Annotated in this window: 23 protein-coding genes and 1 pseudogene; 14 read left to right on the top strand and 10 right to left on the bottom strand. The window is 61.7% G+C overall.

What is annotated here, in order from left to right; all coding sequences use genetic code 11:
• Positions 1-106: 106 nt before the first annotated feature.
• Positions 107-1,030, bottom strand: a complete 924-nt coding sequence (locus HUI96_RS25465; RefSeq protein ID WP_237684368.1) for a LysR substrate-binding domain-containing protein — start codon at positions 1,028-1,030, stop codon at positions 107-109.
• 86 nt (positions 1,031-1,116) lie between these two features.
• Between HUI96_RS25465 and metC the strand changes: the two genes are divergently transcribed.
• From metC to HUI96_RS25435, 6 genes and pseudogenes are all read left to right on the top strand, one after another.
• On the top strand, positions 1,117-2,340 hold the full coding sequence (gene metC / locus HUI96_RS25460; RefSeq protein WP_188257506.1) for a cystathionine beta-lyase: 1,224 nt from the start codon (positions 1,117-1,119) through the stop codon (positions 2,338-2,340).
• Between the two features lie 5 nt (positions 2,341-2,345).
• Positions 2,346-3,368: an amino acid ABC transporter substrate-binding protein gene (locus HUI96_RS25455; protein ID WP_188257505.1), complete on the top strand. Its 1,023-nt coding sequence runs from the start codon at positions 2,346-2,348 to the stop codon at positions 3,366-3,368.
• A gap of 54 nt (positions 3,369-3,422) precedes the next feature.
• Positions 3,423-4,565 carry an amino acid ABC transporter permease gene (locus HUI96_RS25450; RefSeq protein ID WP_188257504.1) on the top strand — a complete coding sequence of 381 codons (1,143 nt, stop codon included), beginning with the start codon at positions 3,423-3,425 and terminating at the stop codon, positions 4,563-4,565.
• A 3-nt stretch (positions 4,566-4,568) separates the two neighbouring features.
• Positions 4,569-5,657 carry an amino acid ABC transporter permease gene (locus tag HUI96_RS25445; RefSeq protein ID WP_188257503.1) on the top strand — a complete coding sequence of 363 codons (1,089 nt, stop codon included), beginning with the start codon at positions 4,569-4,571 and terminating at the stop codon, positions 5,655-5,657.
• Positions 5,658-5,743: 86 nt separating this feature from the next.
• Positions 5,744-5,851: pseudogene (locus HUI96_RS25440) on the top strand (SOS response-associated peptidase); the annotation flags it as partial.
• Positions 5,852-6,290: 439 nt separating this feature from the next.
• Positions 6,291-7,319: an IS110 family transposase gene (locus HUI96_RS25435; RefSeq protein WP_188257502.1), complete on the top strand. Its 1,029-nt coding sequence runs from the start codon at positions 6,291-6,293 to the stop codon at positions 7,317-7,319.
• Between the two features lie 336 nt (positions 7,320-7,655).
• On the opposite strand, the gene HUI96_RS25430 is transcribed toward HUI96_RS25435, so the two are convergent.
• Together HUI96_RS25430 and HUI96_RS25425 are read right to left on the bottom strand one after the other, a co-directional pair.
• Entirely contained in the window at positions 7,656-8,546 is an 891-nt protein-coding gene (locus HUI96_RS25430) for an ImmA/IrrE family metallo-endopeptidase (RefSeq protein WP_188257501.1), read from the bottom strand.
• Positions 8,543-8,866: a helix-turn-helix domain-containing protein gene (locus HUI96_RS25425; RefSeq protein ID WP_188257500.1), complete on the bottom strand. Its 324-nt coding sequence runs from the start codon at positions 8,864-8,866 to the stop codon at positions 8,543-8,545. Before HUI96_RS25425 ends, HUI96_RS25430 begins: the two co-directional genes overlap by 4 nt.
• A 260-nt stretch (positions 8,867-9,126) precedes the next feature.
• Here HUI96_RS25425 and HUI96_RS25420 point away from each other — a divergent pair, with 260 nt between their 5' ends.
• The 4 genes from HUI96_RS25420 to HUI96_RS25405 are packed head-to-tail and all read left to right on the top strand — an operon-like array spanning position 9,127 to position 11,819.
• Positions 9,127-9,993 carry an AAA family ATPase gene (locus tag HUI96_RS25420; RefSeq protein WP_188257499.1) on the top strand — a complete coding sequence of 289 codons (867 nt, stop codon included), beginning with the start codon at positions 9,127-9,129 and terminating at the stop codon, positions 9,991-9,993.
• Positions 9,990-10,442: a hypothetical protein gene (locus tag HUI96_RS25415; protein ID WP_188257498.1), complete on the top strand. Its 453-nt coding sequence runs from the start codon at positions 9,990-9,992 to the stop codon at positions 10,440-10,442. Before HUI96_RS25420 ends, HUI96_RS25415 begins: the two co-directional genes overlap by 4 nt.
• Before the next feature lies 1 nt (position 10,443).
• A complete protein-coding gene (locus HUI96_RS25410; RefSeq protein ID WP_188257497.1) occupies positions 10,444-10,941 on the top strand; it encodes a hypothetical protein in 498 nt (165 codons plus the stop codon).
• Positions 10,938-11,819, top strand: a complete 882-nt coding sequence (locus tag HUI96_RS25405; protein ID WP_188257496.1) for a CBASS oligonucleotide cyclase — start codon at positions 10,938-10,940, stop codon at positions 11,817-11,819. The genes HUI96_RS25410 and HUI96_RS25405 overlap by 4 nt, the downstream gene beginning before the upstream one ends.
• Positions 11,820-11,835: 16 nt before the next feature.
• Here HUI96_RS25405 and HUI96_RS29165 read toward each other — a convergent pair whose 3' ends face one another.
• A complete protein-coding gene (locus HUI96_RS29165) occupies positions 11,836-12,417 on the bottom strand; it encodes a hypothetical protein (protein WP_210320323.1) in 582 nt (193 codons plus the stop codon).
• Between HUI96_RS29165 and HUI96_RS25400 the strand changes: the two genes are divergently transcribed.
• Positions 12,370-13,323, top strand: a complete 954-nt coding sequence (locus HUI96_RS25400; RefSeq protein ID WP_210320322.1) for an SAVED domain-containing protein — start codon at positions 12,370-12,372, stop codon at positions 13,321-13,323. The genes HUI96_RS29165 and HUI96_RS25400 overlap by 48 nt on opposite strands.
• A 137-nt stretch (positions 13,324-13,460) precedes the next feature.
• Here the strand turns inward: HUI96_RS25400 and HUI96_RS29160 are convergent, their stop codons facing one another.
• Entirely contained in the window at positions 13,461-14,648 is a 1,188-nt protein-coding gene (locus tag HUI96_RS29160) for a hypothetical protein (protein ID WP_210320321.1), read from the bottom strand.
• A gap of 86 nt (positions 14,649-14,734) precedes the next feature.
• Between HUI96_RS29160 and HUI96_RS25390 the strand changes: the two genes are divergently transcribed.
• Positions 14,735-15,331, top strand: coding sequence for a gamma-glutamylcyclotransferase family protein (locus HUI96_RS25390; protein ID WP_188257494.1), 597 nt, complete (start codon positions 14,735-14,737; stop codon positions 15,329-15,331).
• A gap of 319 nt (positions 15,332-15,650) precedes the next feature.
• Here the strand turns inward: HUI96_RS25390 and HUI96_RS25385 are convergent, their stop codons facing one another.
• The 3 genes from HUI96_RS25385 to HUI96_RS25375 all read right to left on the bottom strand — a co-directional run bounded on the left by HUI96_RS25385 (position 15,651) and on the right by HUI96_RS25375 (position 19,070).
• Positions 15,651-16,805 carry a UvrD-helicase domain-containing protein gene (locus HUI96_RS25385; RefSeq protein ID WP_188257493.1) on the bottom strand — a complete coding sequence of 385 codons (1,155 nt, stop codon included), beginning with the start codon at positions 16,803-16,805 and terminating at the stop codon, positions 15,651-15,653.
• Positions 16,802-18,436 carry an ATP-dependent nuclease gene (locus HUI96_RS25380; protein ID WP_188257492.1) on the bottom strand — a complete coding sequence of 545 codons (1,635 nt, stop codon included), beginning with the start codon at positions 18,434-18,436 and terminating at the stop codon, positions 16,802-16,804. Before HUI96_RS25380 ends, HUI96_RS25385 begins: the two co-directional genes overlap by 4 nt.
• 136 nt (positions 18,437-18,572) lie before the next feature.
• Positions 18,573-19,070, bottom strand: a complete 498-nt coding sequence (locus HUI96_RS25375) for a hypothetical protein (RefSeq protein WP_188257491.1) — start codon at positions 19,068-19,070, stop codon at positions 18,573-18,575.
• A gap of 418 nt (positions 19,071-19,488) precedes the next feature.
• Between HUI96_RS25375 and HUI96_RS25370 the strand changes: the two genes are divergently transcribed.
• Positions 19,489-20,448 carry a thermonuclease family protein gene (locus HUI96_RS25370; RefSeq protein ID WP_337918631.1) on the top strand — a complete coding sequence of 320 codons (960 nt, stop codon included), beginning with the start codon at positions 19,489-19,491 and terminating at the stop codon, positions 20,446-20,448.
• Positions 20,445-20,864: a thermonuclease family protein gene (locus tag HUI96_RS30345; protein WP_188257530.1), complete on the top strand. Its 420-nt coding sequence runs from the start codon at positions 20,445-20,447 to the stop codon at positions 20,862-20,864. Before HUI96_RS25370 ends, HUI96_RS30345 begins: the two co-directional genes overlap by 4 nt.
• Before the next feature lie 24 nt (positions 20,865-20,888).
• On the opposite strand, the gene HUI96_RS25360 is transcribed toward HUI96_RS30345, so the two are convergent.
• Entirely contained in the window at positions 20,889-21,950 is a 1,062-nt protein-coding gene (locus tag HUI96_RS25360; RefSeq protein ID WP_188257489.1) for a fatty acid desaturase, read from the bottom strand.
• A gap of 545 nt (positions 21,951-22,495) precedes the next feature.
• The coding region (locus HUI96_RS25355) for an RHE_PE00001 family protein (protein ID WP_237684367.1) at positions 22,496-23,397 on the bottom strand (902 nt) is incomplete at its 5' end.

Below are 23,397 nucleotides of genomic sequence, written 5' to 3'. Positions count from 1 at the left end.
ACGATCACGTCACAATGCCAATCTCTGGATCGTCTAGAACCGGCTGGCTCACACGCACAGGCAGTGTTCCGGTGATGCGGCTCTCACGCTGACGATCTACCCTGGACTAGTCATCGGTCATGGTAGGGGCGGCCATGACACCGAATTGCTTGCGTGTGTCATGAAGCGCTGCAACAAGTGCTTGTGTTTGCGCAGATTTCAATCGCTCCTTTGCGGTGAGGATGAGGGCCCTAAACGCGATCCTCGGATGGAATGGGCGAGCGACCAAGCCACGCTGTTCGAATTTGCTGGCCCTGAAGGTCATGGAGTTGGCAATTCCAACACCAACGCCTTCAAGCGCCAAATTGCACACCACTTCGGAATATTGCGTTTCGACCACCGTGCGCGTCTGCATGTCGGCTTCTGCGAAAATACGCTCGATCCGCCTGCGGACGGTGTCATCCGGTGAAAGAGCAATGAACGGCTCGCTGACGAGGTCTGTGGGCGAAACAGTTTGGCGGCTGGACAAGCGATGGCCTGCCGGCATGACGCACACGGCGGGCGCCGACATGAAGGGCTGCGTAGATACGCGCGACACGTCGATTTCGTCGGCAGCCAGCCCGACATCTGCCTGCCCGGAGGCGACCATGTCGCGCACCGCGTTTGAACCTGCGATTAGGAGCGTCACGTGTCCTGACCGGTCCTTGGCTCGATATCGCTGGATCGCTTTGGGTGCGAAGGACAGACCGAGCGCGGGGTAGCAGGCCAGCCGAAGCCCACCGGCGCCGAATTCGCGGATCATCGCGGCGCGGGCGCGCAGCTGGTCGAGGCCAACAAAAGCGCGCTGGACTTCCTCGTGCAGGCTCAACGCCTCAGGCGTCGGCACAAGACGTCCGCCAACCTGGCGGAACAAGGTCAGCCTTGTGGATCTGGCAAGGCGACCAATGGCGCGGCTGACCGCCGGCTGGCTGATGCCCAGGAAGTCGGCGGCGCGATTTGTGCTGCCCATCCGCATGACGGCGTCGAACGCCTCAAGCTCTCCCAGATGCATGATAACACCAGCGCATAATGTACCCCGCACGGCAGCATTATCGCACATAGGTGCGCTGGGCTACACCTGCATGCAGGAGATTGACCTTGAAGACAGAAACCAGATTGCTGCGTGCCGAGCCGGCAAGCGACGCGGGCTTCGCCAGCCTTGCCGTTCCGGTGACGCGGGCTTCGACCATCGTCTTTCCCACGTCCGACGCCTTCGAGCGGCGTTATGAGCAGTTCTACGATGGCTACACCTACGGGCTCTACGGCACACCGACCAGCCGCACGCTGGAGGCGCGCATTTCCGAATTGTATGCGGCGGAGCATTGCCTGTGCCTGCCTTCCGGGCAGTCTGCGACGGTCCTTGCTCTCAGTGCGCTCCTGAAAGCCGGAGACCGCGTCCTGGTGGCGGCTTCTGCCTACGGGTCGACGCGCACATTCTGCACGGACATGCTTGCTGCGTTTGGCGTCGAGGTTGTGCTCTACGACCCGACCATCGCCTCCGGCATAGGGGCCCTGATTGACGATCGCACTCGGGTGGTCGTGGTCGAGTCCCCGGGCTCGAACACGATGGAGATCCAGGACATTCCCACCATCGTTCAAGCGGCGCATGCGTTGGGAGCGCGCGTGCTGGCCGATAACACCTGGGCATCCGCGCTCCACTGCAACCCGCTCGACCTGGGCGCGGACATGGTCATGGAGGCGCTGTCCAAGCACGCGGGGGGGCATGCGGATGTGCTCATCGGTGCTCTCGTGACCCGCAACGAGGCGCTCTTCCGTCGCATGAAGGACGTCAGCCGCCTGATGGGGCTGGGGGTATCGGCCGACGATGCGAGCCTGGCCTTGCGTGGCCTTCAGACGATGCCGCTCCGGATGGAGCGGGAAGGGGTCTCGGCGCTGACCCTGGCGCATTGGCTCATCGGGCGTCCGGAAATAGCACGGGTGCTGCATCCAGCCCTGCCCGGCGATCCCGGGCATCATCTCTGGAAACGCGATTTCCGCGGAGCGAGCGGCCTCTTCTCCGTAGAACTGGCGGTCCCTTATCAGAACAGCACTTCCTCATTCGTGGACGCTTTGCGGATTTTCCGCATTGGCGCGAGCTGGGGCAGCACCCACAGCATCGTCACACCTCAGGTCCCGTTCAGATCAAACGGCGGACCTGGCTCCACGTCGAGAAAACTCATCCGTTTCTCGATCGGGCTCGAACCCGTCGAGGATCTGCAGGCGGACATCGAGGCGGCTCTGGCAGTCTTGTCCGCCGGTACCACGCACAGCGTGCGCAAACATGCCGTTGATCAGAGGGAACTACAGAAAGAGGAGCGATGACGCAGATGAAACTTGCAATTCAGTTTGCCGCCGCCGCGGCATTGGTCGTGATCGGGGCCGGGTCGGCGAATGCGCAATCCATCACGGACAAGGTGCGTGAACGCGGTTATGTCAGCTGCGGCGCCAGTCAGGGGGTGCCCGGGCTTTCCCGTCCCGACGACAAGGGAGTCTGGACCGGGTTCGACGTCGACAGCTGCCGCGCGGTCGCCGCCGCCTTCTTCGGAGACAGCCAGAAGGCCCAGTTCGTGCCGCTGAACGCCGCCCAGCGGATACCGGCCGTCCAGACGGGCGAGGTCGACGTATTATCTCGCACCACGACCTGGACGTATAGCCGCGACGTCGCTGTCCGGTTTGTTGCCATCAATCTCGTGGACGGGGACGCGATCATGCTGCGCAAGTCGCTGAACGTCGAGACCGCAGCCAATCTCGACGGGCTGACCATTTGCCTTCAGGGCGGTGGCAGCCTGGTGGAGAATGCACTCGACATCATTGAGCAGAGCAATCAGGTTAAGGTCGAGCGCGTCTATTTCGATTCCACCATCCTGGCGCGCGACGCCTATTTCGGTGGGCGGTGTGACGGCTACATGAGCGACGGTTTCGCGATCGCTGGACAGCGAGCGACTGTTGCCGGCAATCCCGATGAGCACGCGATCTTCCAGAGCGGTGCGACGACGGAGCCGCTCGCTCTGGCCATACCTCGTGGCGACGACCGCTGGTTCGATATCGTCCGCTACGCGTTCAATGCCATGGTGTGGGCGGAAGAGCGCGGCATCACATCGCAGAATGTCGATGAAATCGCCGCAAGTGCGACGGACGACGAAACCCGCAAGGCGCTTGGTGTGGAACCGGGCATCGGCGAGCCTCTCAAGCTCGACGACAAATGGATCTACAACGTGATCAAGCAAGTCGGCAACTATGGCGAGGTCTTCGCGCGCAATCTCGGCGAGGACAGCCCCTTGAAGGCCGAACGCCGCCTCAACGCGCTGCCGCGCGACGGTGGAATACTGTTCCCCATCCCGTTCAAGTGACCGCGGACGGCCGTCCGGCGAAGGTCGGGCGGCCATATGGGCAAGGAGGCAGAGATGCTGCAGGATGCTCGAATTCGGGCGATCGTGGTTCAGGCCGCTTTGTTGGCAGGCCTCGCCGCTCTCGGGTTCGTGCTTCTCACGGCCACGATGCGAAACCTCGAGCTTCGCGGAATTCCGCTCGGTTTCGGGTTTCTCTGGCGGCCGGCAAACTTCCAGATCGCCGAAACGATCCTGCCTTATTCGGCTTCCGATCCGAACTGGTGGGCCGCCATCGTCGGCCTGTCAAACAGCCTGTTCATCTCCGTCCTTGTCATCCTGCTGGCCAGCCTGATCGGCCTGTTCATCGGCATTGGCCGCCTGAGCAGCAACCCGCTGGTGAGCGGCCTGTGCCGTGTCTGGGTGGAGGTGGCGCGAAACACGCCGCTGCTTGTCCTGCTGATCTTCAACTACGCGCTGTGGTGGGAGATCCTGCCGCTCGCCACGGCGGCATGGAAGCTCGCGCCCGGCACGCACATCTCGGTGCGAGGCCTCTCGATGCCGGCGCTCATCTGGTCCGCTTCGGCGCTTGCACCGGTGGCGTTCCTTGGCACGAGTGCCGCCGTTCTCCTGATGGCTTCCCATGCCGCGCGGCGGCGCCACGTCGAGACAGGTTTCCGCCCCGCCTACGTACGTTCGGCGTGGCTGCTCATTGCGGTGGGCGCCGGCATCTTTCTGTTCGCCTATCGTGACGCCGCTTCTCTGGACATCCCTGAATTCCGCCGAGCGAACTTTGCAGGCGGCTGGTCGCTGACGCCGGAACTGACCACGATCCTGATCGGGCTCACCTTTTACACCGCCGGCTTTATCGGCGAGATCGTGCGCGGCGGCATTCTGGCCGTTCGCAAAGGGCAGTGGGAGGCGGCGACGGCGCTGGGGCTGTCGCGAGGCCAGACTTACCGGCTCGTGGTCGTGCCGCTGGCGTTGCGCAGCATCGTTCCGCCGCTGAACAGCCAGTACATCAACGTGGTCAAGAACTCCACTCTGGCAATCGTCGTCGGCTACCAGGATTTCATGACGGTCGTCAGCACCATGATCAACAAGACCAGCCATGCGATCGAAGGCGTCGCCATCATCCTCGGGGTCTTTCTAGCCGTGAACCTGGCATTGTCCGCGCTGCTCAACGCCTACAATCGGCGCATTGCCATCGTGGAGCGCTGAAACATGGCCGATACAGCGTCCAATACGATCGCGCGTGCCGCCGGGCCCGACATGCGCTCACTGCTTCGTCGTCTCGCGCCGTTCTTCGGCACGCCGCTGAATGCCGCGCTTACCCTGGTTCTGCTTTGGCTGATGGCCCGACTCGGGTGGCTGCTCCTGGACTGGGCAGTCCTCAAGGCGGCCATATTCCCTGCGGAACCGGAAACCTGCGCGGCCACGACCGGAGCCTGCTGGAGCTTCGTGATCGCCAAGTCCGGCCAGATCCTGTTCGGCATCTATCCGCCGACGGAAAGATGGCGCGCCGGGCTGGTGTGTGTCCTGATCATCATGACGCTCGTCGCGTCCGCACGCCCTTCCGCATGGCGGCCCCGGCTGGGACTCGTCTGGGTTGGCATGATGGTGGTTGTCCTGTGGCTGATGGGTGGCGGCTTCGGGCTAGCCGGCGTGCCGACAAGCGCGTGGGGTGGGCTGCCGGTGACCCTGATCCTCACCGTCTTTGCCATTGGGCTCGGCTTTCCGGCCGCCATCTTGCTCGCGCTGGGGCGCAGGTCGGGCCTCCCGGTCGTCCGTACCCTGAGCGTGCTCTTCATCGAGACGATCCGCGGGCTGCCGCTCCTGAGCCTGCTGTTCGTAGCGTCGATCCTCCTGCCGCTGTTCCTGCCGGAGTCGCTGCTGCCGGACAAGTTCGTGCGCGCCTTGCTCGCCTTGACCATCTTTGCCGCCGCCTATCTCGCGGAGGTCTTGCGCGGCGGCCTGCAGACCATACCGGGCGGCCAGTCGGAAGCTGCCAAGGCCCTCGGCCTGGGCTACTGGACGACGCAGAGGCTGATCATCTTGCCGCAGGCGATCCGGATCGTCATCCCGGCGCTGACCAACACGATAATCGTGATGATCAAGAACACAAGCCTCGTGCTGGTGGTCGGGCTTTTCGACCTGATCAGCTCGGGCAAGGCCGCACTCTCCGACCCGGCGTGGCCCGCGCCCTCCACGGAAACCTTCCTCTTCATCGGCCTGATCTATTTCGCGCTCGCCTTTTCGTTTGCGCGGTTTGCCGACTTTCTGGAACGCAGCGGCGCGGAGAAGCGTGGATGAACGAAGTCGAGCAGCAGACGGATTGTCTCGCGGCGATCAGGATCGAGACTCTCGGGACGTCCTTCGGCGACTTCCAGGCGCTCAAGCACTGGACGCGCTGGCTGGGCGTGGCGAACCGTTGCGTCGTGCCCTTCACCAGCTTCGCCGAGCCGAACCCGGCCGCAAAGGTGGAGGGCGGCCGCACGCCGAACGCCTGAAGAGAAGGCTGGGGTTGGAGTAAACCCAGTATGGCGCGGTGAAGAACTCGGTTCGGCAACCGCAGCACGCTTTGCGGTAACCCTATGCCGACGCATCAGAAGTTGCAGCTGCTACCACCTGCCGGGTTCGCCGGCAGGCGGAGAAGGTTGGACGCCAGTCCCCTCCCCTCTGTCTGAAGACAGCAACGGTTCCGAGTTGAAAGCCCGCGCCGGCATCGCGCGAATGAGCCCCGCCGAGCGAGAAAGTGCGACCCGTTGCCGGCCTTAGTTCTCCACGTTGCAAATGCCAGCTCTGCGCCCCAATCCCGTCATTCAGAAATTACGGCAGCCACTTCAAAGCAGATGGGGTGGATGGCTCCCGCTCCCGTTGACGGCATTCTGCCGCCTGGAAAAGTGGCGCTGTCGCAGCGACCACACGTTACAGGAGCCATCCGTCATGCAAGTCACCACCGTGGGCCTCGATCTGGCCAAGAGCGTCTTCCAGGTCCATGCCGTCGACGCGGAAGGGCGCGTTGTCTTCCGCAAGGCGTTGCGGCGGGCGCAGGTTCTGCCGTTCTTTGCCAAGCTTCCCGCCTGCCTCGTCGGCATGGAAGCTTGCGGCACCGCGCATCATTGGGCACGCGAACTGACAAAGCTTGGCCATGCGGTGCGGCTGATGCCGCCAGCTTACGTGAAGCCCTATGTGAAGCGAGGCAAAACCGATGCGGCGGATGCTGAGGCGATCTGTGAGGCGGTGACGCGGCCGACCATGCGCTTCGTGCCGGTCAAGTCGGCCGAGCAGCAGGCGGCGTTGGCGTTGCACCGGACCCGCGAACTGCTGGTGAGGCAGCGTACGCAGCTTGTGAACATGCTGCGTGGTCTGCTGGCTGAGTTCGGCATCGAGATGGCGCGTGGCCTCCACCATGCCTTGCGCCTGGCGAGGCGGCTTTCCGCTGGCGAGGCACCCGAGGTGCCGCCGTCGGCTCGGCTGGTGGGGCAGGGATTGGCGGATCAGATCGGCACCGTTCAGCTCCAACTTGCCCGTCTGGAGAAGGAGCTTCTGGCCTGGCACCACTCCAACGAACTGTCGCAGCGCTTGGCTACAATCCCGGGCATCGGTGTGATCTCGGCAACGGCCCTGGCGGCTTCTGCTATTGAGCCTGAGCGCTTCCGCTCCGGCCGCCAGTTCGCCGCCTCGCTGGGTCTGACGCCACTCCAGAACTGCTCGGGAGGCCGGGAGCGGATGGGCCGGATCTCACGCATGGGTGACCGCTACCTGCGTCGGCTGTTGGTGGTCGGCATGACCTCGCTCGTCCGACGGGCGCGGATACAGCCAGCATCGGTTGATCCGCGCCTGCCTGCCATGCTGGCGCGCAAACCGGCACGTCTCGTCACGGTGGCCGCCGCCAACCGGACGGCACGCGTGGCCTGGGCGATCATGACGCGCGGGGGAACCTACCGGGCGCCGATCAGCGCCGCAGCCTGATCTGGTTCAGTGCCGATGAAGCGAGACGCGAAGGAGCAGGACATTCACCAGTTGCAAGGGCGATGAGATGTGATGGCGAACCGGTCAGACCGGGAGTTGGGATAACCCGTGCGATGTCGTGGGCGTCATTGCCCGCAAAGCAGAGTGGGACCCGACTCGCGGATACCATCAGGGCCAGCGGTCAACATGAACGACTGCATCAACAGGCCGGACAGAAGACTGCACCAGACCAACCGCCAGAAACGTCAAATTACCTCTTCCACCGCGGGAGCCATCCACAGAAGACATCAAAACGGTCACACAGTACGAACAAGCGCATCGCCTTGTGATGCGATCTCAGAATCTCTGCTGCCGGTTCATGAACCGGTCGTAGCTGTCCTCAATAGGCTCTTCGCTCGGCTCGTATCTGTCCCGGTCCTCCAGCGTGAGAAGACTGACCACGAAATCATACTGCTCCGAGAACACCGTCATTTCCTGCACCGGCTCACGAAACCATACCCCGGCCGGATGCGGGATGCCGCTCCTCGCATCCACGAGCATGTCCTGCTTCGCCGCCTGGGACTGTCCCGGTATCTCGATCGGCCCCATCGAGGTCCTGAAATAGATGCCGGACTTGAGCGCGCTGGCGCTCGGCTTCGCCCACAGAATGAAACCATCGCGCGAGCAGACCAGGATCGCCCGCCGCGTCGTGTAGGTGAGCCACCGAAGGCTCGCCGCGATCAGCGAGACGCGGTAGCGCTCGGCGCAGGCCGAAATCATTTCAAGGTCTACCCGCAGGTGCTGCGGAATCTGCCTGCGATAATCGTCGAGCGGCATCAGAATGTTGGCGGCGAAGACGTTCGCCTGGTGCTCGATCTGGCCGTATTCCGAATCCCACCGCACCACGTCGTTCGAGCTGCAGTAGAATCCGTCCGGATAGGCGGTGCGGTGCAAGAGATAGTGCCCGAGCTCGTGCGCGAGCGTGAAGTTGATCCGCCCCTTCGATCTGAAGGCGTTGTTGTAGAAAATGCCCCAGCCGGGCTTGCCACCGGGAGCCTTCATCAAGGCCCCGTCGAAACCCGGCAAATCGTCGCCTGCCACGCGCAGGATCGGATCGCCCGGGAAGCGCGTCTTCGAATATTCCAGCGCAAGTTCGGCGATATCGACCGGGAACCTATCGGCGCCCTTCACCGCATTGAGCAGCAGCGAGAGATCGATAGCCCATCGCTCCGGAGATGGCTCGCTCATTCATCCTCGCCGAGCAGATCGACCATCTTGCGAATCTTGCTTTTGGTCGAGGTGTCCATGTCGCGATATTTTCGGTAGAACGCCTGGTCGGCAGCGTCTTCGACCGTGACGCTCGCATTGACGTCGACGAGGTAGTCGCTCGTCACGCCGAGCGCGGTCGCGATCCGGGCCACCTTGTCGGCCGAGGGCCTGGGCGGGTTCTTGTTCTCCAACTCCCAGATGTAGCTTTTGCTGGAATCGGTGAGTTCGGCGAGCTTGTCGAGCGTAAACCCCTTCTCTTTTCGTAGGTCGCGGATTTTCGTCCCGAGGGGTGTTGTCACGATTGCAGGCTCCTTCATTCACAGTGTTCAGAGTAGCGATATTTTTCGTTCTTGACAACGAGAACCGAGTCCCCTTACCGTGTTCGGAGTTCTGGTATTTTCGATGCCGGTATTTTTCGGGCGCCACTATATGTTGCGTTGGAAGGCGCCAAAACATACCTATATAGCCGCTGACGCTGGGGGGGGGCGCCCGTAGTCAGACCGGTTGTTGTTTTGCAAGCGGAACCGCCTTCGCGCGGGTTTCGTAAGAGGGCTTAAGCATGGACGTTATCGTCGAACACAAGCAGCTGCCGAGCAAAGATTTCGAGGCTGCATGGGATGCCATCAAGCTTGATGCGTCCGTCAAAGAAAGGCTCGTCGCACAGGCGGTACTCTCGCTGCAGATGCGGCAGAAATTCTCCTTCGAGCAGATTCCGATGCACGGGCTCATCCTCATGTCCGGACCGCCCGGCACGGGAAAGACGACCCTTGCGCGCGGGCTCGCAGACAGGATCGCGAAGGTCGTCGGACGCGCGCAGTACGTGCAGCTCGACGCACACGCGCTTGGCAGCTCGTCCCTCGGGAAGAGCCAGAAGGAAGTCTCGAAGATTTTCAGCCAGACGATCCCCGAGCTCGCCATGTCGATGCCGGCCATCGTCCTTCTCGACGAGGTCGAAACCCTCGCGGCCGACCGGCAGAAGATGAGCCTCGAAGCCAATCCGATCGATGCGCATCGCGCCACCGACGCCGCGCTCGCCGGCATCGACCTGTTGACCAGGAAGCACCGCAACACGCTGCTGATCGCGACCACCAACTATCCCAAGGCCGTCGACCGCGCACTGCTCTCCCGCGCAGACTGGATCGAGGAGATCGGACCTCCCGGCGCGGAGGCAAGGAAGCAGATCATCCTTGAGGTGCTCGAACTGCTCGGCCGCGAATGGCCGAAGGTCGGACATCTGAGAACGCATATCGCAGCGTTCGTGGCCGCATCTGAAGGCATGGATGGCAGGCGCCTTCGCAAAGCCCTGACTTCGGCCGGCGCGATCTCCATCGAGACTGCCAAGGACCTCAACAAGCTTACCCGCGAGAATGTGCTGGAAACCCTCAGCCAGGCGGCGGAGCAGCCCGACCTTGTGGAGGCCGCATGAAAGTCCGCCGCGAAATTGCCTCGATCCCCAAACGCTCGGCCACCCAGACATGGACTGCGATCGTCGATCTCATCACGGGCGCAGGCACAATCGACAAGAAGACTCTGGAGAGCGCCGCCAGCATCATGGAATCGCTGATCGCGGATGAACAACCGGCCAAAAAGCCGATCGTCGTGAAAGGCGTCGGCAGCCGCCTCGTCATCTATCTGCTCTATGGCGAAGACGCGATGGAAGCCGACTTGTCGGTCGACAAGCTGAGTTGGAATCCGACCGCCGGCGACTGGTCGATGAGCGCGCCCTCGGACCCCGAGGACGTGGACTGGATGAACAAGGCGCTGAAGGACCGCGCGCCGCGCATCAAGGTCCAAGACGTCAATGCCGCCAGCGATGACGAAGAGAGCGCGTCCGGCGCGCAGGCGGTGAAGATCGATTGGGGAGCGCTGAACTGAGATGACCAGCACGCACGCCACAGCCTACACGCGCACCAACACCGCGATCTATGTCGCCGATAAGATGCGCAATCTCATGAAGAGCCTCGTCATCGATGCCGGGCTCGATCCGAAAGCGCTCGTCGACGCCTGGTCGAGCTGGGTGCATGAGGCCGCCCGCAAGCTTATGGAGAGCGGCCATCTCCAGAAAATCGTCATCGAGTTCTATGTGCCGGGCGCGGCAAACGCATCGGGCCGGTGGGACTTTCCGATCCGCTACGATGCAAACGGCATCGACGAGATGTGGGTCGATACCGAATTCTTCAAAAGCTCGTTCGCGAAAGCGCCGAAGCCGCCGGCAAACTGCATCTACCGCCTCTTGCTGGTCGAAGCGCCCGGCGCTCCCAACGTCGGACTTTCCTACGTGTCGTTTCTCGGCCTCAACGGCTTGTCGCCGCGCGAAGCCGGAACGGTGATCGCAACCCCTGACATCATGGCATCGGCGACCTACTACAGATGATCACGACCCAAGAGGCTTTTGAAAAATACCGCCAGCGTCTCGAATTGAGCGAGACCGAGCGCAAGGACACGATCAAACGGCACACGGAGGTGCGCGAACTCATCCGTGCCGATTTTGCGGTCGATCGCGACATCCTCACCGGGTCCTACGGCAGGTCCACCAAGACAAAGCCGCTGAAGGATGTCGATGTGTTCTTCATCCTCGGCCAGAAGGAGCGCGACAAATACCGGAACAAGGCTCCCTCCGAGCTGATCGATGCGTTCGTGAAGACGCTAAAGAAGGAGTACGGGGAAGACGCCGTCGAGCCCGGCCGCCGCTGCGCCACCGTCGAGTTCGAAAAAAACACGAAAGACGAAGAAGGCAAGGTGCTCTCGATCGACGCCGTGCCGGCCTTCGACATCGGCGACTGCTACGAGATCCCTGATCGCGTGCTGGGCAAGTGGATCAAGACAGACCCCGAAATCCATGCCGAGCAGGCCACGAAGAAGAACAAGGAACTTGGCGGCAAGTGGGTGCCGCTCGTCAAGATGGTGAAGCGCTGGAACAGGTCGGCAGGCAAGCCGATCAAGCCCTCCTTCTTGATCGAGGTCATGATGCAAGACCTCGTCGACGCTCCCTTCACCACCTACCCGAGCGAGGTCCGGCGCTTCTTCGCCGCGGCTCTCGATGGGATCGGAAGGTCGTGGCCCGACCCCGCCGGCTACGGCCCTCCGGTTTCGGACCAGATGACACCGCAGCTGATCATCGCTGCGAAAGAGCAGTTGCGTCAGGCAGAGATGAAAGCCGCCACCGCCGTCCGCTACGAGCAGCAGGGCCGGCAGGGCGACGCCATTGCGCTCTGGCGTGAGATCATGGGCAAGTATTTTCCGACGAGCTAGACGCGTCATGGCGGATTCAATCGTAGCGCGCCAGCAAGGCGATGACTTCCAGGCGCGGCTGTTCTGGCTTCACGCCTCGCTGCTGCTCGACGAGAAAGCGCCGGTGCGGCGCGTGTTCTTCGAGACCGGCCCCAAGGCATTCGATGACGTCGTCATCGACTATGACCCCAAAGGCGCACCGCAAGACCATACCGGCAGGCCGGTCCTCCGGGATCACCTGCAATGCAAATGGCATGTCAGGCCCGGTGATTTCGGCTACGAGGATTTTGCCAACCCCGAATTCACCAAGGGGACGAGCGTGTCGATCTTGCAGCGCGCGAGGGACGCGCAGCTCGCCTTCGCGCCCGCTGGCGAGGGCGCGCGCTTCCAGTTCGTCACCAACTGGAGCGCGACGGACCCGCTGCGAAAGCTCATTCAGCTTCAGCACAACAGCCTCGATGTCGGCACGCTGTTCAAAGGCGGACCGCGAAGCGAGACCGGCCGGTTCCGCGCCCATTGGGCGGAGCATCTCGGTATCGACGAAGATCAGCTGCGCCTGCTCGTTCGGACGATGAGCGTCAATCTTCGCATCCGCTCCGGCGCCGATATCCGCGAACACCTCAATGACAGGTTCGCCCGTCTCGGTATGAAGCCGATCCCGGCGAGCGAGGCCGGTTTTCTTTACGACGACACGATCAAGAAGCTTCATGCGCAAGGCCGCAAGGAGTTCGACCGCGAGTCCTTCAAGGACATGGTCCGCTCCGAGAACCTGTTGGACGATCGCAGAGAGCCGCCGAGCTGGACCATCGGCGTGAAGTCGTTCTTGCACCCCATCGACAGTCTTGAAGCGCGCACCGACGAGAGCCTTAACCTCGTGCCGCATTTCGATGACCGGTATCTGCGCGATGAAAAATCCTGGAACCAGTCTCTCTATCCAGAACTCAAAGAATTCGTTCTCTCGCACGCACGCGAGCATGAAAGCCTTCGCCTGGTGTTGGATGCGCACGTTTCGCTCGCGTTTGCTGTCGGCTCAATCCTCGACGTCAAATCGGGCAAGTCTATCGCGATCGAGCAGCGAACCGGCTCGCGCCGGTTTTGGTCGCGCGACGATTTTGCGGCAGATCCTGATTGGCCCACGATCGAGTGCCAAACGGAAAAGCTTGGTGATAGCGCCGAGCGCGCGATTGCCATCGGTCTTACGCACAACATCAGCGGCGATGTCAGGAGCTTCCTGGCAGGCAATCTACCCTCTGTCGGCACGCTCGTTACGGCAAAACTCGCGAGCCCAGCGTTGCAGTCATCGGTGAAATGCGGAGCGCACGCGGCGCACCTTGCGGAAGCGCTTGTGGATCAACTGCGCCAGGTTGGCCGCTGCCCGAGAACGCATCTGTTCATCTCAGCGCCCAACGGTTTTACCTTTTTCCTCGGGCAACTGCATAAGGCCATCGGGCCCAGCACCGTCTACGAATGGGATTTTGATGGGCGGCGTACAGGAACCTACAGTGAAGGACTGACGGTCGGCTAACGCGGTTAACTAAACCACCTCCACGGCCGCCCACGCGAGAAAGCTACCGACTTCCTGACGCTGTCAGCGCCGCCTCTTCAACGGGCGCGGGGCTTAATCAATTTTGGCGTGGCTCCACCGGTGGAGGCCCAATACCGTTATGTATAAAAGGCCAGCTGGTCGAGCGTCAGCAGCGCCTGCAGCGCCCGCACTTGGGTATAGCTGTCATCGTCCGCCGCGCCATGGCCAACAGCATGACGCGAACTTGCCTTCCCCGTTCGCGCCACCGGATCGAATTCTGCAAATGTGTGGGACTTCAGATAGTGCGCGAATGCTGCCGGAAACAACAAAGTGTCGGGCTGGCCGGCCTTCTTCTCCGCCGACATGGTCGCGAATTCGAGAAGCCTTTTGAGCCTTGCGCCTTTACCATGGGCTTTATGGTAGGCTGCGCTCAGAATGCCTTCGATCTCGGTCAGAACAATCTTCAGCACAGCGATGGAATCGCCGGCTGTGAAATTGTTGAGCGCAGAGCGGAGCAACCGCTCTTTTCCGGCAAAATGCGGCTTGGCCATCCAGCGCGCGAACATTGCCTCGACCCGTTTGGTATCGAACGCCGCGAGCAGTTTCGCCTCCACTTCGCCCAGTTCGAAACCCGCCTCGCAGTTGTTCGTAAGCTCGCGGAATTCCCGGCCGAGAATTTCGACGAAAGGAAACCACCCAGCTTCGATAAGCCGCCGGAAAACATTCTGGTCGGCGATAGCGTCGTAGAGATCGCGGTATTTAAGCCGGCGGTGCAGCGTTCCGAGATCTCTTTCCATGTCCTCGATGGAGAGATCGCCGTCGGGATTGAAATCGAAGAAGAGCGCAAAGCGCCAGCCTTCCCGAAAGATGCACAGCACGCGATCTTGCTTGCCGATCTCCACGAGCGGGAACGACATTGCCGTAACATCGGCAATGTCGTTCTCGAATATGACCGTGCCCGCCTTCATCGCGCGCTTGGCCAGGATGTTCATCGAGACCGCCGCTGCATCGAGCCACAGCTTGCCTGTGTTGTCCGGACGGATCACCAGCAGAATAAGGCCGTACCTGCTCAGGCTGACATGGTGCCCAGCCTTTCGCGCCATATGCTCAACATGAGCGGCAAAGTTTTCGACAATACGGTAGAAATGCCGGTCGTCCGATGTCAGCGAAAGCCTCGTCCAGATTTTGATCGTGTCGCCGCCGCGCGCCGCTTCGGCACTTACCCCGGCGAGCGTCAGGTCTGTGAGTTTGATCGGCTCGCCGACGTTCCCGGCGAGCACGCCCGGCGCTGGCTTATTGTCATCGGCATCTGAAGATTCGCTCATACGAAATATAACCACATCCAATCCGCATGATACTGATCAGCGCAATAACATTCCTTTGGAGATCGCGGCTGTGATATTGATCGGCCATGACCAGCTTCCTCTACTTCGGATATGGCTCAAACATGCTTACCGCGCGTCTGAAAGCGCGGTGCGAAAGCACGACGCCCGTGTGCGTTGCCTCCGCGGAAGGTTACCGCCTGACCTTCGCAAAACCCAGCAACGACGGATCGGGCAAAGGGCATCTGGCAAAGGCACACAAACGCGTCAGGCAAGCGGGTGTTCTTTTTGAGATCGATATGGCCGAACGCGGGCAGCTCGATGACGCGGAGGGCGTTGGAGCTGGCTATTATAGAGAGGATGCGTTTCCCGTGCGCCGCCACGATACCAAGGAGATCGTGCATGCAGCCGTCTACCTGGCTCAGGAGCCCGACCTCACGCGCGTTCCATATGATTGGTATTTGGCACTTATCGTAGCCGGCGCCCGCGAGCATCACTTCGATCGCCGGAGGATGCGCGAACTGCTGGCATCGAAGTGGCAGCCACACACGAAAAGCCCCTGGGGCAACCGGAACGAGGCGCTGGGTTTGCTGCAAGCTGCCGGTGTGGGTGACGACCTTGCCGCCTATTTTACGGCGCAGGCGGACATCGCCAAGCCGCGCCCACGCCGGGTAATAGCACCGTAGAAATCATACCGCGCTTGGAAGGCCGATGCGGCTATTCTGAAGATCGACGCTGTGCTCCGTGGAAGATGCGGGCGATGACAACCTCTTTCACCCCGATGAGGTAGAGGGTGCCAGGTGCGGGGGCCGATTGCTTTTCATTGGGAGCCAGCTTTGCCGTTGTGGCGGCCCTTCATCAATGGCAACTTAGCTGTCTGATGATCTGAAAGCGGACTGTCCGCTTCTGGCCCCTAGCCGTCCGACAGCTTAGCGCCTAATTCTCGTCAGTTAGGATGCCGGTCGCCGTTCCCGATACCGGCCATCTGCCCGGCCGGGGCCGACGTCACGTCGGCGGCGTGCGCTCGTAGAGCGAAAATCCGGTGGGCAGGGGTGCGGTCCCCCAATCCATCGCGATGGCCACACTGTGGCGACTGCGCGTTAGAGCGACGTAGAACTTCGCCCGGCTCTGGTGTTTCAGGCTTGTTGCGGGATCGGAGAGCCAGAGTCGCATCGGCTCGGTTGGCAAGATGACCACATGGTCGAAGCCTCGGCCCTTCGACTCCCCAAAGTTCATGGCGGGCCACCGGCGATCTACGCCGGGGCTGGTGATCTTGTCACGCAGCTGCATCGGCCGGACCGTCGCCAGGAAGTGGGCGTAGTCGGCCATCCGGAGGATAAAGGCGCCAGTGACCGCCCCCGTTCCCGTGCGACACCGCACACATTCACAGGCTTGGCTGGCGGGCAGGGCCGGAAACAGTCGTGACGACACCGCGCAGATGACTGCGCTGTTGCGGTGCGACCGATTCAAGGTCGTCTCGTCGATGTCGACCGACACCTTCCTGGGAAGCTCATTGCGTAGGAAGTCGATGATGCCACCATCGGCGTACTTCTTGTAGCGCTGCTCATGGTGCGTAAGGTAGGTTACCTGCCGCGGGTCGCCGACCATGATCAGGCGAACGGAGCTGCGGGCGAGCGCCGCCAGGATGTCGAGATCGTAGCCCGCCAGATCCTGTACCTCGTCTACGAAGACGTGTTGGAAGACGCGGCTGATCCGTTCGACCACGGCGCCGCCGCTCATTTCGTTGCATCGGATCGCAAGCTTGGGGAGTTTGTCGGAATAGACCCGCCGGATCGGGTCGAAATAGTGCTTGTCGATGTCATCCTCGGGCCAGAAGACGGGCTTGCCCTGGCGGGTCCGAAACTTCAGGCCCGACTGGGCCGAGACCAGCACCATGCCGGAGACCGGGAACTCGAATAGGCCGCCCTGAAACGGCTTAACGCCGTGGGTGATCAGGAAGCTGAACCAGGTCATGATGACCACATTTGCCGGCACATGGCCGACTAACTCGAAAAACTTCTGGCGGATCTCGGCTTCGTTCGATTCCGTGTAGGTAGTGATCAGGACCCGCTCGCCCTTGATCTTCACCGCCTCCTCGACAAGGTAGGTGGTCTTGCCCGAGCCGGCGGCAGCGATGACGATCTTGTTCTCGCCGATCACGGCGAGATGGCTTTCTGGATGTAGTCCGGATAGGTGATCGTGATCTTCGAATTGAAGATGGCCAGGGCGCTCTCGGTCTTGTTGGCCCGCATGTGGACGCGAAGCTCGTCGTCCGTCTTTGCCGGCGTCCCGAGGATGGTATTCAGGGTCGCACGATTGTTCGCCTTAAGGAGCTTTGGCTCCAACGTATTGTAGTTGAAGGGCTTATCCTTGATCATCAGCGATCCGGTGTCCACGATGGGATCAAAGCAGATCCTGACGGTACCGGAGTCCTTGAAGGCGGCGTACTTCTTCTCGACGGCGGCGATGTCGCCGTCATTGTCGGTTACTACGGCGACCGGGATCTTCAGGGCATCGGCCAGTTCAAGGAAGCGCAGGAAGGCCGTGCCGACGGAGATGACGTCGATGCCGTCCTGGATGGGTAGTCGGCCACCGTTGGCGTCCATATAGGCGCGCTGAACGACCAACTCGTCGGAATCGCCCTCCACAAGGATGGCCTTGGCGGCGAGCGTCAAGCGCAGGGTGTCGTAACCCGCCAACTTCTTGAAGAAGTCGCTGGCTCCCAGTTCCGCGATGCGCGCCACCTCACCGCCACGCAGCACGATCAAGTGGTCGAGGCCGAGCTTATTGGCTACGAAGCTGCTGTGCGTGGAAATGATGATCTGCTTTTGGCCATGCTGATCGGTGAGGTCGACGATCAGCTCGTTCAGCCGCGCGTGCGACAAGTGATTCTCTGGCTCCTCCAGCAGGATCGCCGTCGCCTCGGCGTTTTTCTTGGCGCTGAGAGCCAGTTTGGTCTTGATCACGCACTGTTCGCCCTTGCCGATGTATTGGAAGGGGATGAGGTCGATATAGGTCATAAGGCTGCTTTCCCAGGCGGTCTGGGACGACAGATCGACTGAGATGCTGACCGCCTTCTGGCTGATCTTGGCGGCTTGGGTGATCCGCTCGTTGATTAGCTTAAGGTTCGGGTCCGCCACGAAAGCTTCCTTGAGCTTTCGGTGGGCTTGGGAAATGGACGCTCGCTCCTTCTCCTCCAGCACGTCGCGGATGATGCGGGAAACGTAGACGTCCGACCCATGTTGCAGCCGGGTGCTGGAGGAATCAATCAGCGCGGACTTGATGGGGATATTGCGAGCGGTGATACCCTTGCGCGCGAACGAACGCATGGTCGTGGTGTAGTACTCAACCGGGATGGATCTGAGCGCGCCTGCTTTCACCAACTCCTCGTATGGCCCTTTGTAATTCTCCTCGTCGAACTCGATCTTGTAGACAACGCCGCTGCCCTTGGCCTTCTCGGAGTTTCCGTTACCCTCGAGCTCCGCCAGCTCGTTTGAGGATCCCGAAAAGAACAGCTCGATGGTAATTGCTGGCGGCGGGAGCGGGGATGCTGTGCCGAGGCTCTGTACGTACTTGTTCTGAGCGGCCAAGTTGAAGAGATAGCTTGTCAGGTCGTTCTTCAAAGGGCGGCCGTGCAACAGTCCCGTCAGCGCCAGATGAATCGCCTCCAGGATCGTGGTCTTCCCGGACTCGTTGGCGCCGACGATCACGTTCAGGCCGTCATTCAAGGCAAGGGTGAAGGTCTCTTCGTAACACTTGAAGTTGGTGATCTTGACCTTGGCAATCCTCATGCGCTCCCCCCAAAGCCCGGTTGTCGCGCGCCAGGGCGCTGATTCGAATTGTAGGGATGGCACCACCGCAAGTCGAGCCGCGGGCGCAATGCAACCGATCTGGGCGCGCCGCTTTCCGTGTGGTGAGCTCAGACTCTCAACCCTCGAACGTCCGGTTAGTGCGAGCCAAGCTAGGGGCGGCTAGGTCAGCGACCGCGCCCGCTTCTGGCGCAGGTGTGGGATCTATGTCGAGTTCAAGTTCCGGGTTTGACTGCTCGATCGGTTCTGCACCGCCGCCCTGCGCGACAGTGCTCGACGAGCTCCCCTTTTGCCGATTGATGCGATATCGCGCGACCTCATCCGGCGTGAATACATGCATCTCGTTGGGAGGCGTCTTAAACATCGCGGTTAGCACCTCAACGGGCGCGTCGAAGCGATTGAGGAGGTCGATGATGTCAGAGATGGATAGCTGAGCGCTAACGAGATCGGCCGATTCTGAGGAAATTTGATGGACGCCAAGCTCACCCTCAGCCTGTCGTTCGACCCCGGCAAGGAATATGTAGGCGCACGCTGAGTAGCAGGTGCCTTTCTGAGGGATGTAGGTGGCGAGCTTCCTCTGGTGCACGTCATCGGCAATCAATAGGGCGATTTGCACCAAACCGCCCGGACTATTGAGGACTACCAGCTTGGCATTGGGTGCAGCCTCGATCGCTCGGCGAAAATTGAGCGCAGCGCCTACGTCAATCTCGCCATCCAGCGAAATAATATCAGGATGGGCGTCATCGACTCTGAACGGCCCAAACGTCTGAATCGCCGCCTGAGCTGGCCATGGAACTCAGCACTGCCCGATCCCCGCTGCCTACCGGCTCAATCCAACACGGAGCGGCCCGAACTTGCAATGTTGGCGAGTGTGGAAGGTAATTGCAGCGTTACTCGAGCGACTGCTGTGACACTTGGGAGCGGCTCGGGCTCACATGGACGCGCGGCCCAGTGGACACGGATTTCGGAAATGGCAGCGCTTCTCAACCAGCTGTTAGTCGTCTCCCGCATTGTCGGTCGCATCTTACGACGCGATGTTGCACGCTAAGAGGATGAACCGGCGCACGAAGAACGTGATCCAGTTTCGCAGGAAGAGGCGACCCCTCGGCATCCAAGCATGGCGGGAGGCGAAGCCGACGCGGCAATCACCACTTCGTCGCCTTCGGTCCAGCACGCGTAGCCTACTATTGGTCGCTGCTCTCGGGGCTGCTGCGGTAGTGTTCCCTCAGCTCGACAGCTATTGGCAGTCCACGACAGCTAACGGAGTGTCAGTCATTCGGCCAGCACAGACTGTCTCCACCTCACCGAGCGTTATTGTCCCGCGCTCAGCTCCAGAGAAAGGGGCGGCCGTCACCGGCCGAGCAAGTGTAGTCGACGGAGACACCCTTGAGATACAGGGCGAACGCATACGGCTGCACGGAATAGACGCGCCTGAGTCGGGGCAGCTCTGTGAGGACCGCCGGCGCAAGAGCTATCCGTGCGGCACCAGATCGGCCAATTATCTGGCCGACGTCCTGGCGAAATCCCGGCCGACAACATGTGAGTTTGTCGAGCGTGACGCCTACGATCGTATGGTCGCCACCTGCTACCGCGCCGATGGCGCGAACGTTGCGGCGCTAATGGTCAGCGCCGGTCATGCTCTCGACTGGCCTCGTTACAGCGGCGGCGCTTACGTTTCCGAGCAGCAGCAAGCCAAGGAAAAGAAGCTCGGCATGTGGCGCGGGATGTTCACGGAACCTTGGCAATGGCGCTCTGAGCAACGCGCGCAGCAGGTGCCGAACTCGAACACGCCGACAATGTTGCTCGGTGCAAAGCAAAGATCCACGACCGGGTGCCAGATCAAGGGCAACATCAGCGACAAGGGCGAACGCATCTACCATATGCCCGGCCAGCGATACTACGATCGCACTAAGATTGACCCGGCGAAGGGCGAGCGCATGTTCTGCTCGGAAGGAGAGGCTCGCGCGGCCGGCTGGCGACGCTCTAAGATCTGACGGGCCCCGAGGCGGCCCAGACCTGCAACGACGGGAACGGAAAGCCCTATCGATGCGGGGCAAGGGCGGCCGAAGCACTCGCCGAGCTCCTGACGGCTTCCTCGCCAACCTGGTGCGATTTCGTCGAGCGAGACCAGTACGGCCGCTTCGTCGGAGACTGCTTCCGGGAAGACGGCGCCAGTGTGCAGGCTTCGCTCGTCCGGAGCGGCTGGGCCATGACGGGCCCCGGTATAGTGGCGGTGCATACGCGGCGGAACAGGTGGCGGCCCGGAACGAAAGGATCGGCATCTGGGCCGGGACCGTACAGCCACCCTGGGAATGGTGCGCAGCTCTGCTCGAGCGAATGCTCGATCCAGCAGTCAAGGTCGGAACATCGAAGCCCTCGATGTGAATCCTCCGGCGATGCGCGGGTATGACCCAAGGCGCCGTTCGGAATTCCCTCAGCGAGGGCGGCTATTCACGGCAATGCGACGTTCCGCATTGCTATGGTGATGTCGTTTCTTGCCGCGTGCATCGCGAAACGAGATGAGACGCCGGCTGCGCTCGTCCCATAGCACGAGTTTCACGCAGCGAAGGCTTTCCATGATGGTGATACGGCCGGTGCTGCTTAGTTCGGGATAGTCCCTGAGCACTTCGGGCAGCCGGTAATAGGGCACCCTGCTGGAGAGATGATGCACGTGATGTATGCCGATATTGCCCGCCAGCCATTGCAGCACGAACGGTAGATCGTAGTGCGAAGAGCCATGCAAGGCAGCGTCCCGGAACTGCCATTGCGGGCTTTGCGACCAGTGAGTTTCCTCGAACTGATGCTGGACATAGAACAGCCAGACACCCGCTGATCCCGCCAACGCCACGATCGGCAGTTGCACCAGCATGAACGGCCCGAAGCCGATCAGCCAGATCAGGCCTGCCGCCAGAACCATGATGGCCAGATTGGTCGTCATGGTCGAGAGCCAAGGCGCCATGCCTGAGCGCATCATGCCGAAAGGCAGTCTTTGCTTGAACAGGAAAAGCCAGATCGGGCCGATGCCGAACATCACGATCGGGTTGCGGTAGAGCCTATATCCCAGCCGACGCAAGCGCGAGAGGGAATGGTATTCGGCCACGGTCAGCGTCGTGATGTCGCCGACGCCGCGCTCGTCGAGATTGCCGACAGAGGCATGATGCGCCGCATGCGCACGGCGCCAGTAATCGTATGGCGTGAGCGTAAGGACACCAATCAGGCGCCCAGTCCAGTCATCCGCCTTGCGGTGAGCAAAGAAGGAGCCATGACCGCAATCATGCTGGATCATGAACAAGCGAAGGAGGAATCCTGCCGCCGGGATGACCAAGGCCAGACCCCACCAGAACCCATGGTGCAGCGAGATTGCGGACAGCGCCCACAGGCCGGCGAACGGGACAATCGTCACGGCCAATTCGAGCAGGCTGCGGCTCCGATCAGGTTTCCGATAGCTGGATAGGATCTGTGGCCAGGCTCGCTCGCCGACTTCGACCAAGGACATGGATGCGGCGGCTTTCGTCAACAACAATGTTCAGGCCTCAATACGTCGGGCTTCGAGGCGCCGCAACCGCATCGATCACGACGAGGTAGTCAACGAGAACTTGTCCCGGTTTGCCCGGCGACAGGTGGGCGCCTTCATCCTCCGACCGGGTAGGGAGGCACGGACCTACGCAGCAGATGGTGCGGATCAATCCGGCGGCCTCGATGCCGGATTCGAAAAGGGTAAACAACCATGACCGCTACCTTTTTGCCGCGGGACAGCCGTCCGCCTGCGCGGCACCTTCGCCACGTTCGAAGACCGCGGATATCGACCGCATCACCGGCACCCTCCCGCCGACAGCCGCGAATTCGCCACATTACCGCATCCGCAACGACGATGAACGTGAGCGGGTGACGACGCAAGACAGCCTTGAGCCGGCGCGTATGTCCCCCTTCGGGGAAGGCGCAACACTCATCGAAAGGATGCCGTACGGCAATGCGCCCAATGTCGACCATAGACACAGGCTGTTCTGCTTCCCGAACGCGGACAAGAGCTACCGCAGATTACTATACACCCCACGCGCGATAGCGTCCCCTGCCGGTGATCTCGCGCAGATGGAGCTCACCGACGAGGTTGAGCGCTCCCCTGGTCGTCACCCTCAGTTGCTTCTCGATCATCGCACTCGAGACCAGCGGCCGGGCCAGGACATAATCGATGAGTTGCGGCAGCTTCGAGTTGCCGCGACGCCCCTTCAGGCGCCGCAGCATCTGCTCCCGCGCCATGGCCAGGCGGTCATGTTCCTTGAGGCCGAGCGCCGCCGCTTCCGCAACCGCATCCAGGAAAGCCAGTAGCCGCGTCGTCCTGTCGCGATGGCGCCGGCGGTCGCGAGCGACGATACGCAGGCCGGTATTGAGGGCAAGCAGGTGAGCCGTGGTCTTGCGACGCTGCCGCAGCACGGCCTCAAGCAGAAGGACGCCGAGCCAGGGCTGATGCTGCAACGGGCCGACGCGCTCCCAGGAGTCCCAAAGGACCGCGGCCGCGAGCACGACCGGAAGCTCGCCCGTTCGGTCAACAAGAACGCGCCACTCCTCGATCCGGGCAGGCTCGTCCCAATCCGCATCGTAGATCAATGGATCGCGTTGCGGCGCGATTTCAGGCCGGGTCGACCGCCCCACGGCGACGCCTTGGAGGATCGCACTCGAGCGGGCAAGCACGGCATCGATGATGGCGAATTCCGCGGCGAGGATTCCTTCCGCCTCCGGCTCGGCATCGACCGTTTGTAGCGCCGCTTCGGCCGTCTTCCTCCCCTCCCCTGCCCGGTCGCCTACCGCCGCCGCGTCTCCTCCGCGCCCGGTCAGCTGCCGCATCCCCTCCCGGCCGAGCGCCCAGTCGGGCGCATTGGCAAATATCTGCCGGCGGGTCCGCAGGACCGCGTGCGCGCGGGTGAGCTCGTGCGTCGGCGTGCGAA

Origin of the sequence: Pseudaminobacter soli (ex Zhang et al. 2022) (assembly GCF_014595955.1) — a bacterium.
GTDB classification, from domain to species: Bacteria; Pseudomonadota; Alphaproteobacteria; order Rhizobiales; family Rhizobiaceae; genus Kumtagia; species Kumtagia pseudosoli.
Note: the sequence above shows the minus strand (reverse complement) of the source record. Positions and strands in the feature narration are given on the sequence as shown.

What these genes read in the sequence shown, in the direction of transcription:
- HUI96_RS25455 (WP_188257505.1), top strand. Translation starts at nt 2,346, where the DNA reads ATGAAACTTGCAATTCAGTTTGCCGCCGCCGCGGCATTGGTCGTGATC.
- HUI96_RS25390 (WP_188257494.1), top strand. Translation starts at nt 14,735, where the DNA reads ATGACCAGCTTCCTCTACTTCGGATATGGCTCAAACATGCTTACCGCG.
- HUI96_RS25445 (WP_188257503.1), top strand. Translation starts at nt 4,569, where the DNA reads ATGGCCGATACAGCGTCCAATACGATCGCGCGTGCCGCCGGGCCCGAC.
- HUI96_RS25405 (WP_188257496.1), top strand. Translation starts at nt 10,938, where the DNA reads ATGATCACGACCCAAGAGGCTTTTGAAAAATACCGCCAGCGTCTCGAA.
- HUI96_RS25410 (WP_188257497.1), top strand. Translation starts at nt 10,444, where the DNA reads ATGACCAGCACGCACGCCACAGCCTACACGCGCACCAACACCGCGATC.
- HUI96_RS25465 (WP_237684368.1), bottom strand. Translation starts at nt 1,030, where the DNA reads ATGCATCTGGGAGAGCTTGAGGCGTTCGACGCCGTCATGCGGATGGGC.
- HUI96_RS29160 (WP_210320321.1), bottom strand. Translation starts at nt 14,648, where the DNA reads ATGAGCGAATCTTCAGATGCCGATGACAATAAGCCAGCGCCGGGCGTG.
- HUI96_RS25430 (WP_188257501.1), bottom strand. Translation starts at nt 8,546, where the DNA reads ATGAGCGAGCCATCTCCGGAGCGATGGGCTATCGATCTCTCGCTGCTG.
- HUI96_RS25450 (WP_188257504.1), top strand. Translation starts at nt 3,423, where the DNA reads ATGCTGCAGGATGCTCGAATTCGGGCGATCGTGGTTCAGGCCGCTTTG.
- HUI96_RS25360 (WP_188257489.1), bottom strand. Translation starts at nt 21,950, where the DNA reads ATGTCCTTGGTCGAAGTCGGCGAGCGAGCCTGGCCACAGATCCTATCC.
- HUI96_RS25380 (WP_188257492.1), bottom strand. Translation starts at nt 18,436, where the DNA reads ATGAGGATTGCCAAGGTCAAGATCACCAACTTCAAGTGTTACGAAGAG.
- HUI96_RS25420 (WP_188257499.1), top strand. Translation starts at nt 9,127, where the DNA reads ATGGACGTTATCGTCGAACACAAGCAGCTGCCGAGCAAAGATTTCGAG.
- HUI96_RS25435 (WP_188257502.1), top strand. Translation starts at nt 6,291, where the DNA reads ATGCAAGTCACCACCGTGGGCCTCGATCTGGCCAAGAGCGTCTTCCAG.
- HUI96_RS25415 (WP_188257498.1), top strand. Translation starts at nt 9,990, where the DNA reads ATGAAAGTCCGCCGCGAAATTGCCTCGATCCCCAAACGCTCGGCCACC.
- HUI96_RS25370 (WP_337918631.1), top strand. Translation starts at nt 19,489, where the DNA reads ATGTTGCACGCTAAGAGGATGAACCGGCGCACGAAGAACGTGATCCAG.
- HUI96_RS25400 (WP_210320322.1), top strand. Translation starts at nt 12,370, where the DNA reads ATGAGCGTCAATCTTCGCATCCGCTCCGGCGCCGATATCCGCGAACAC.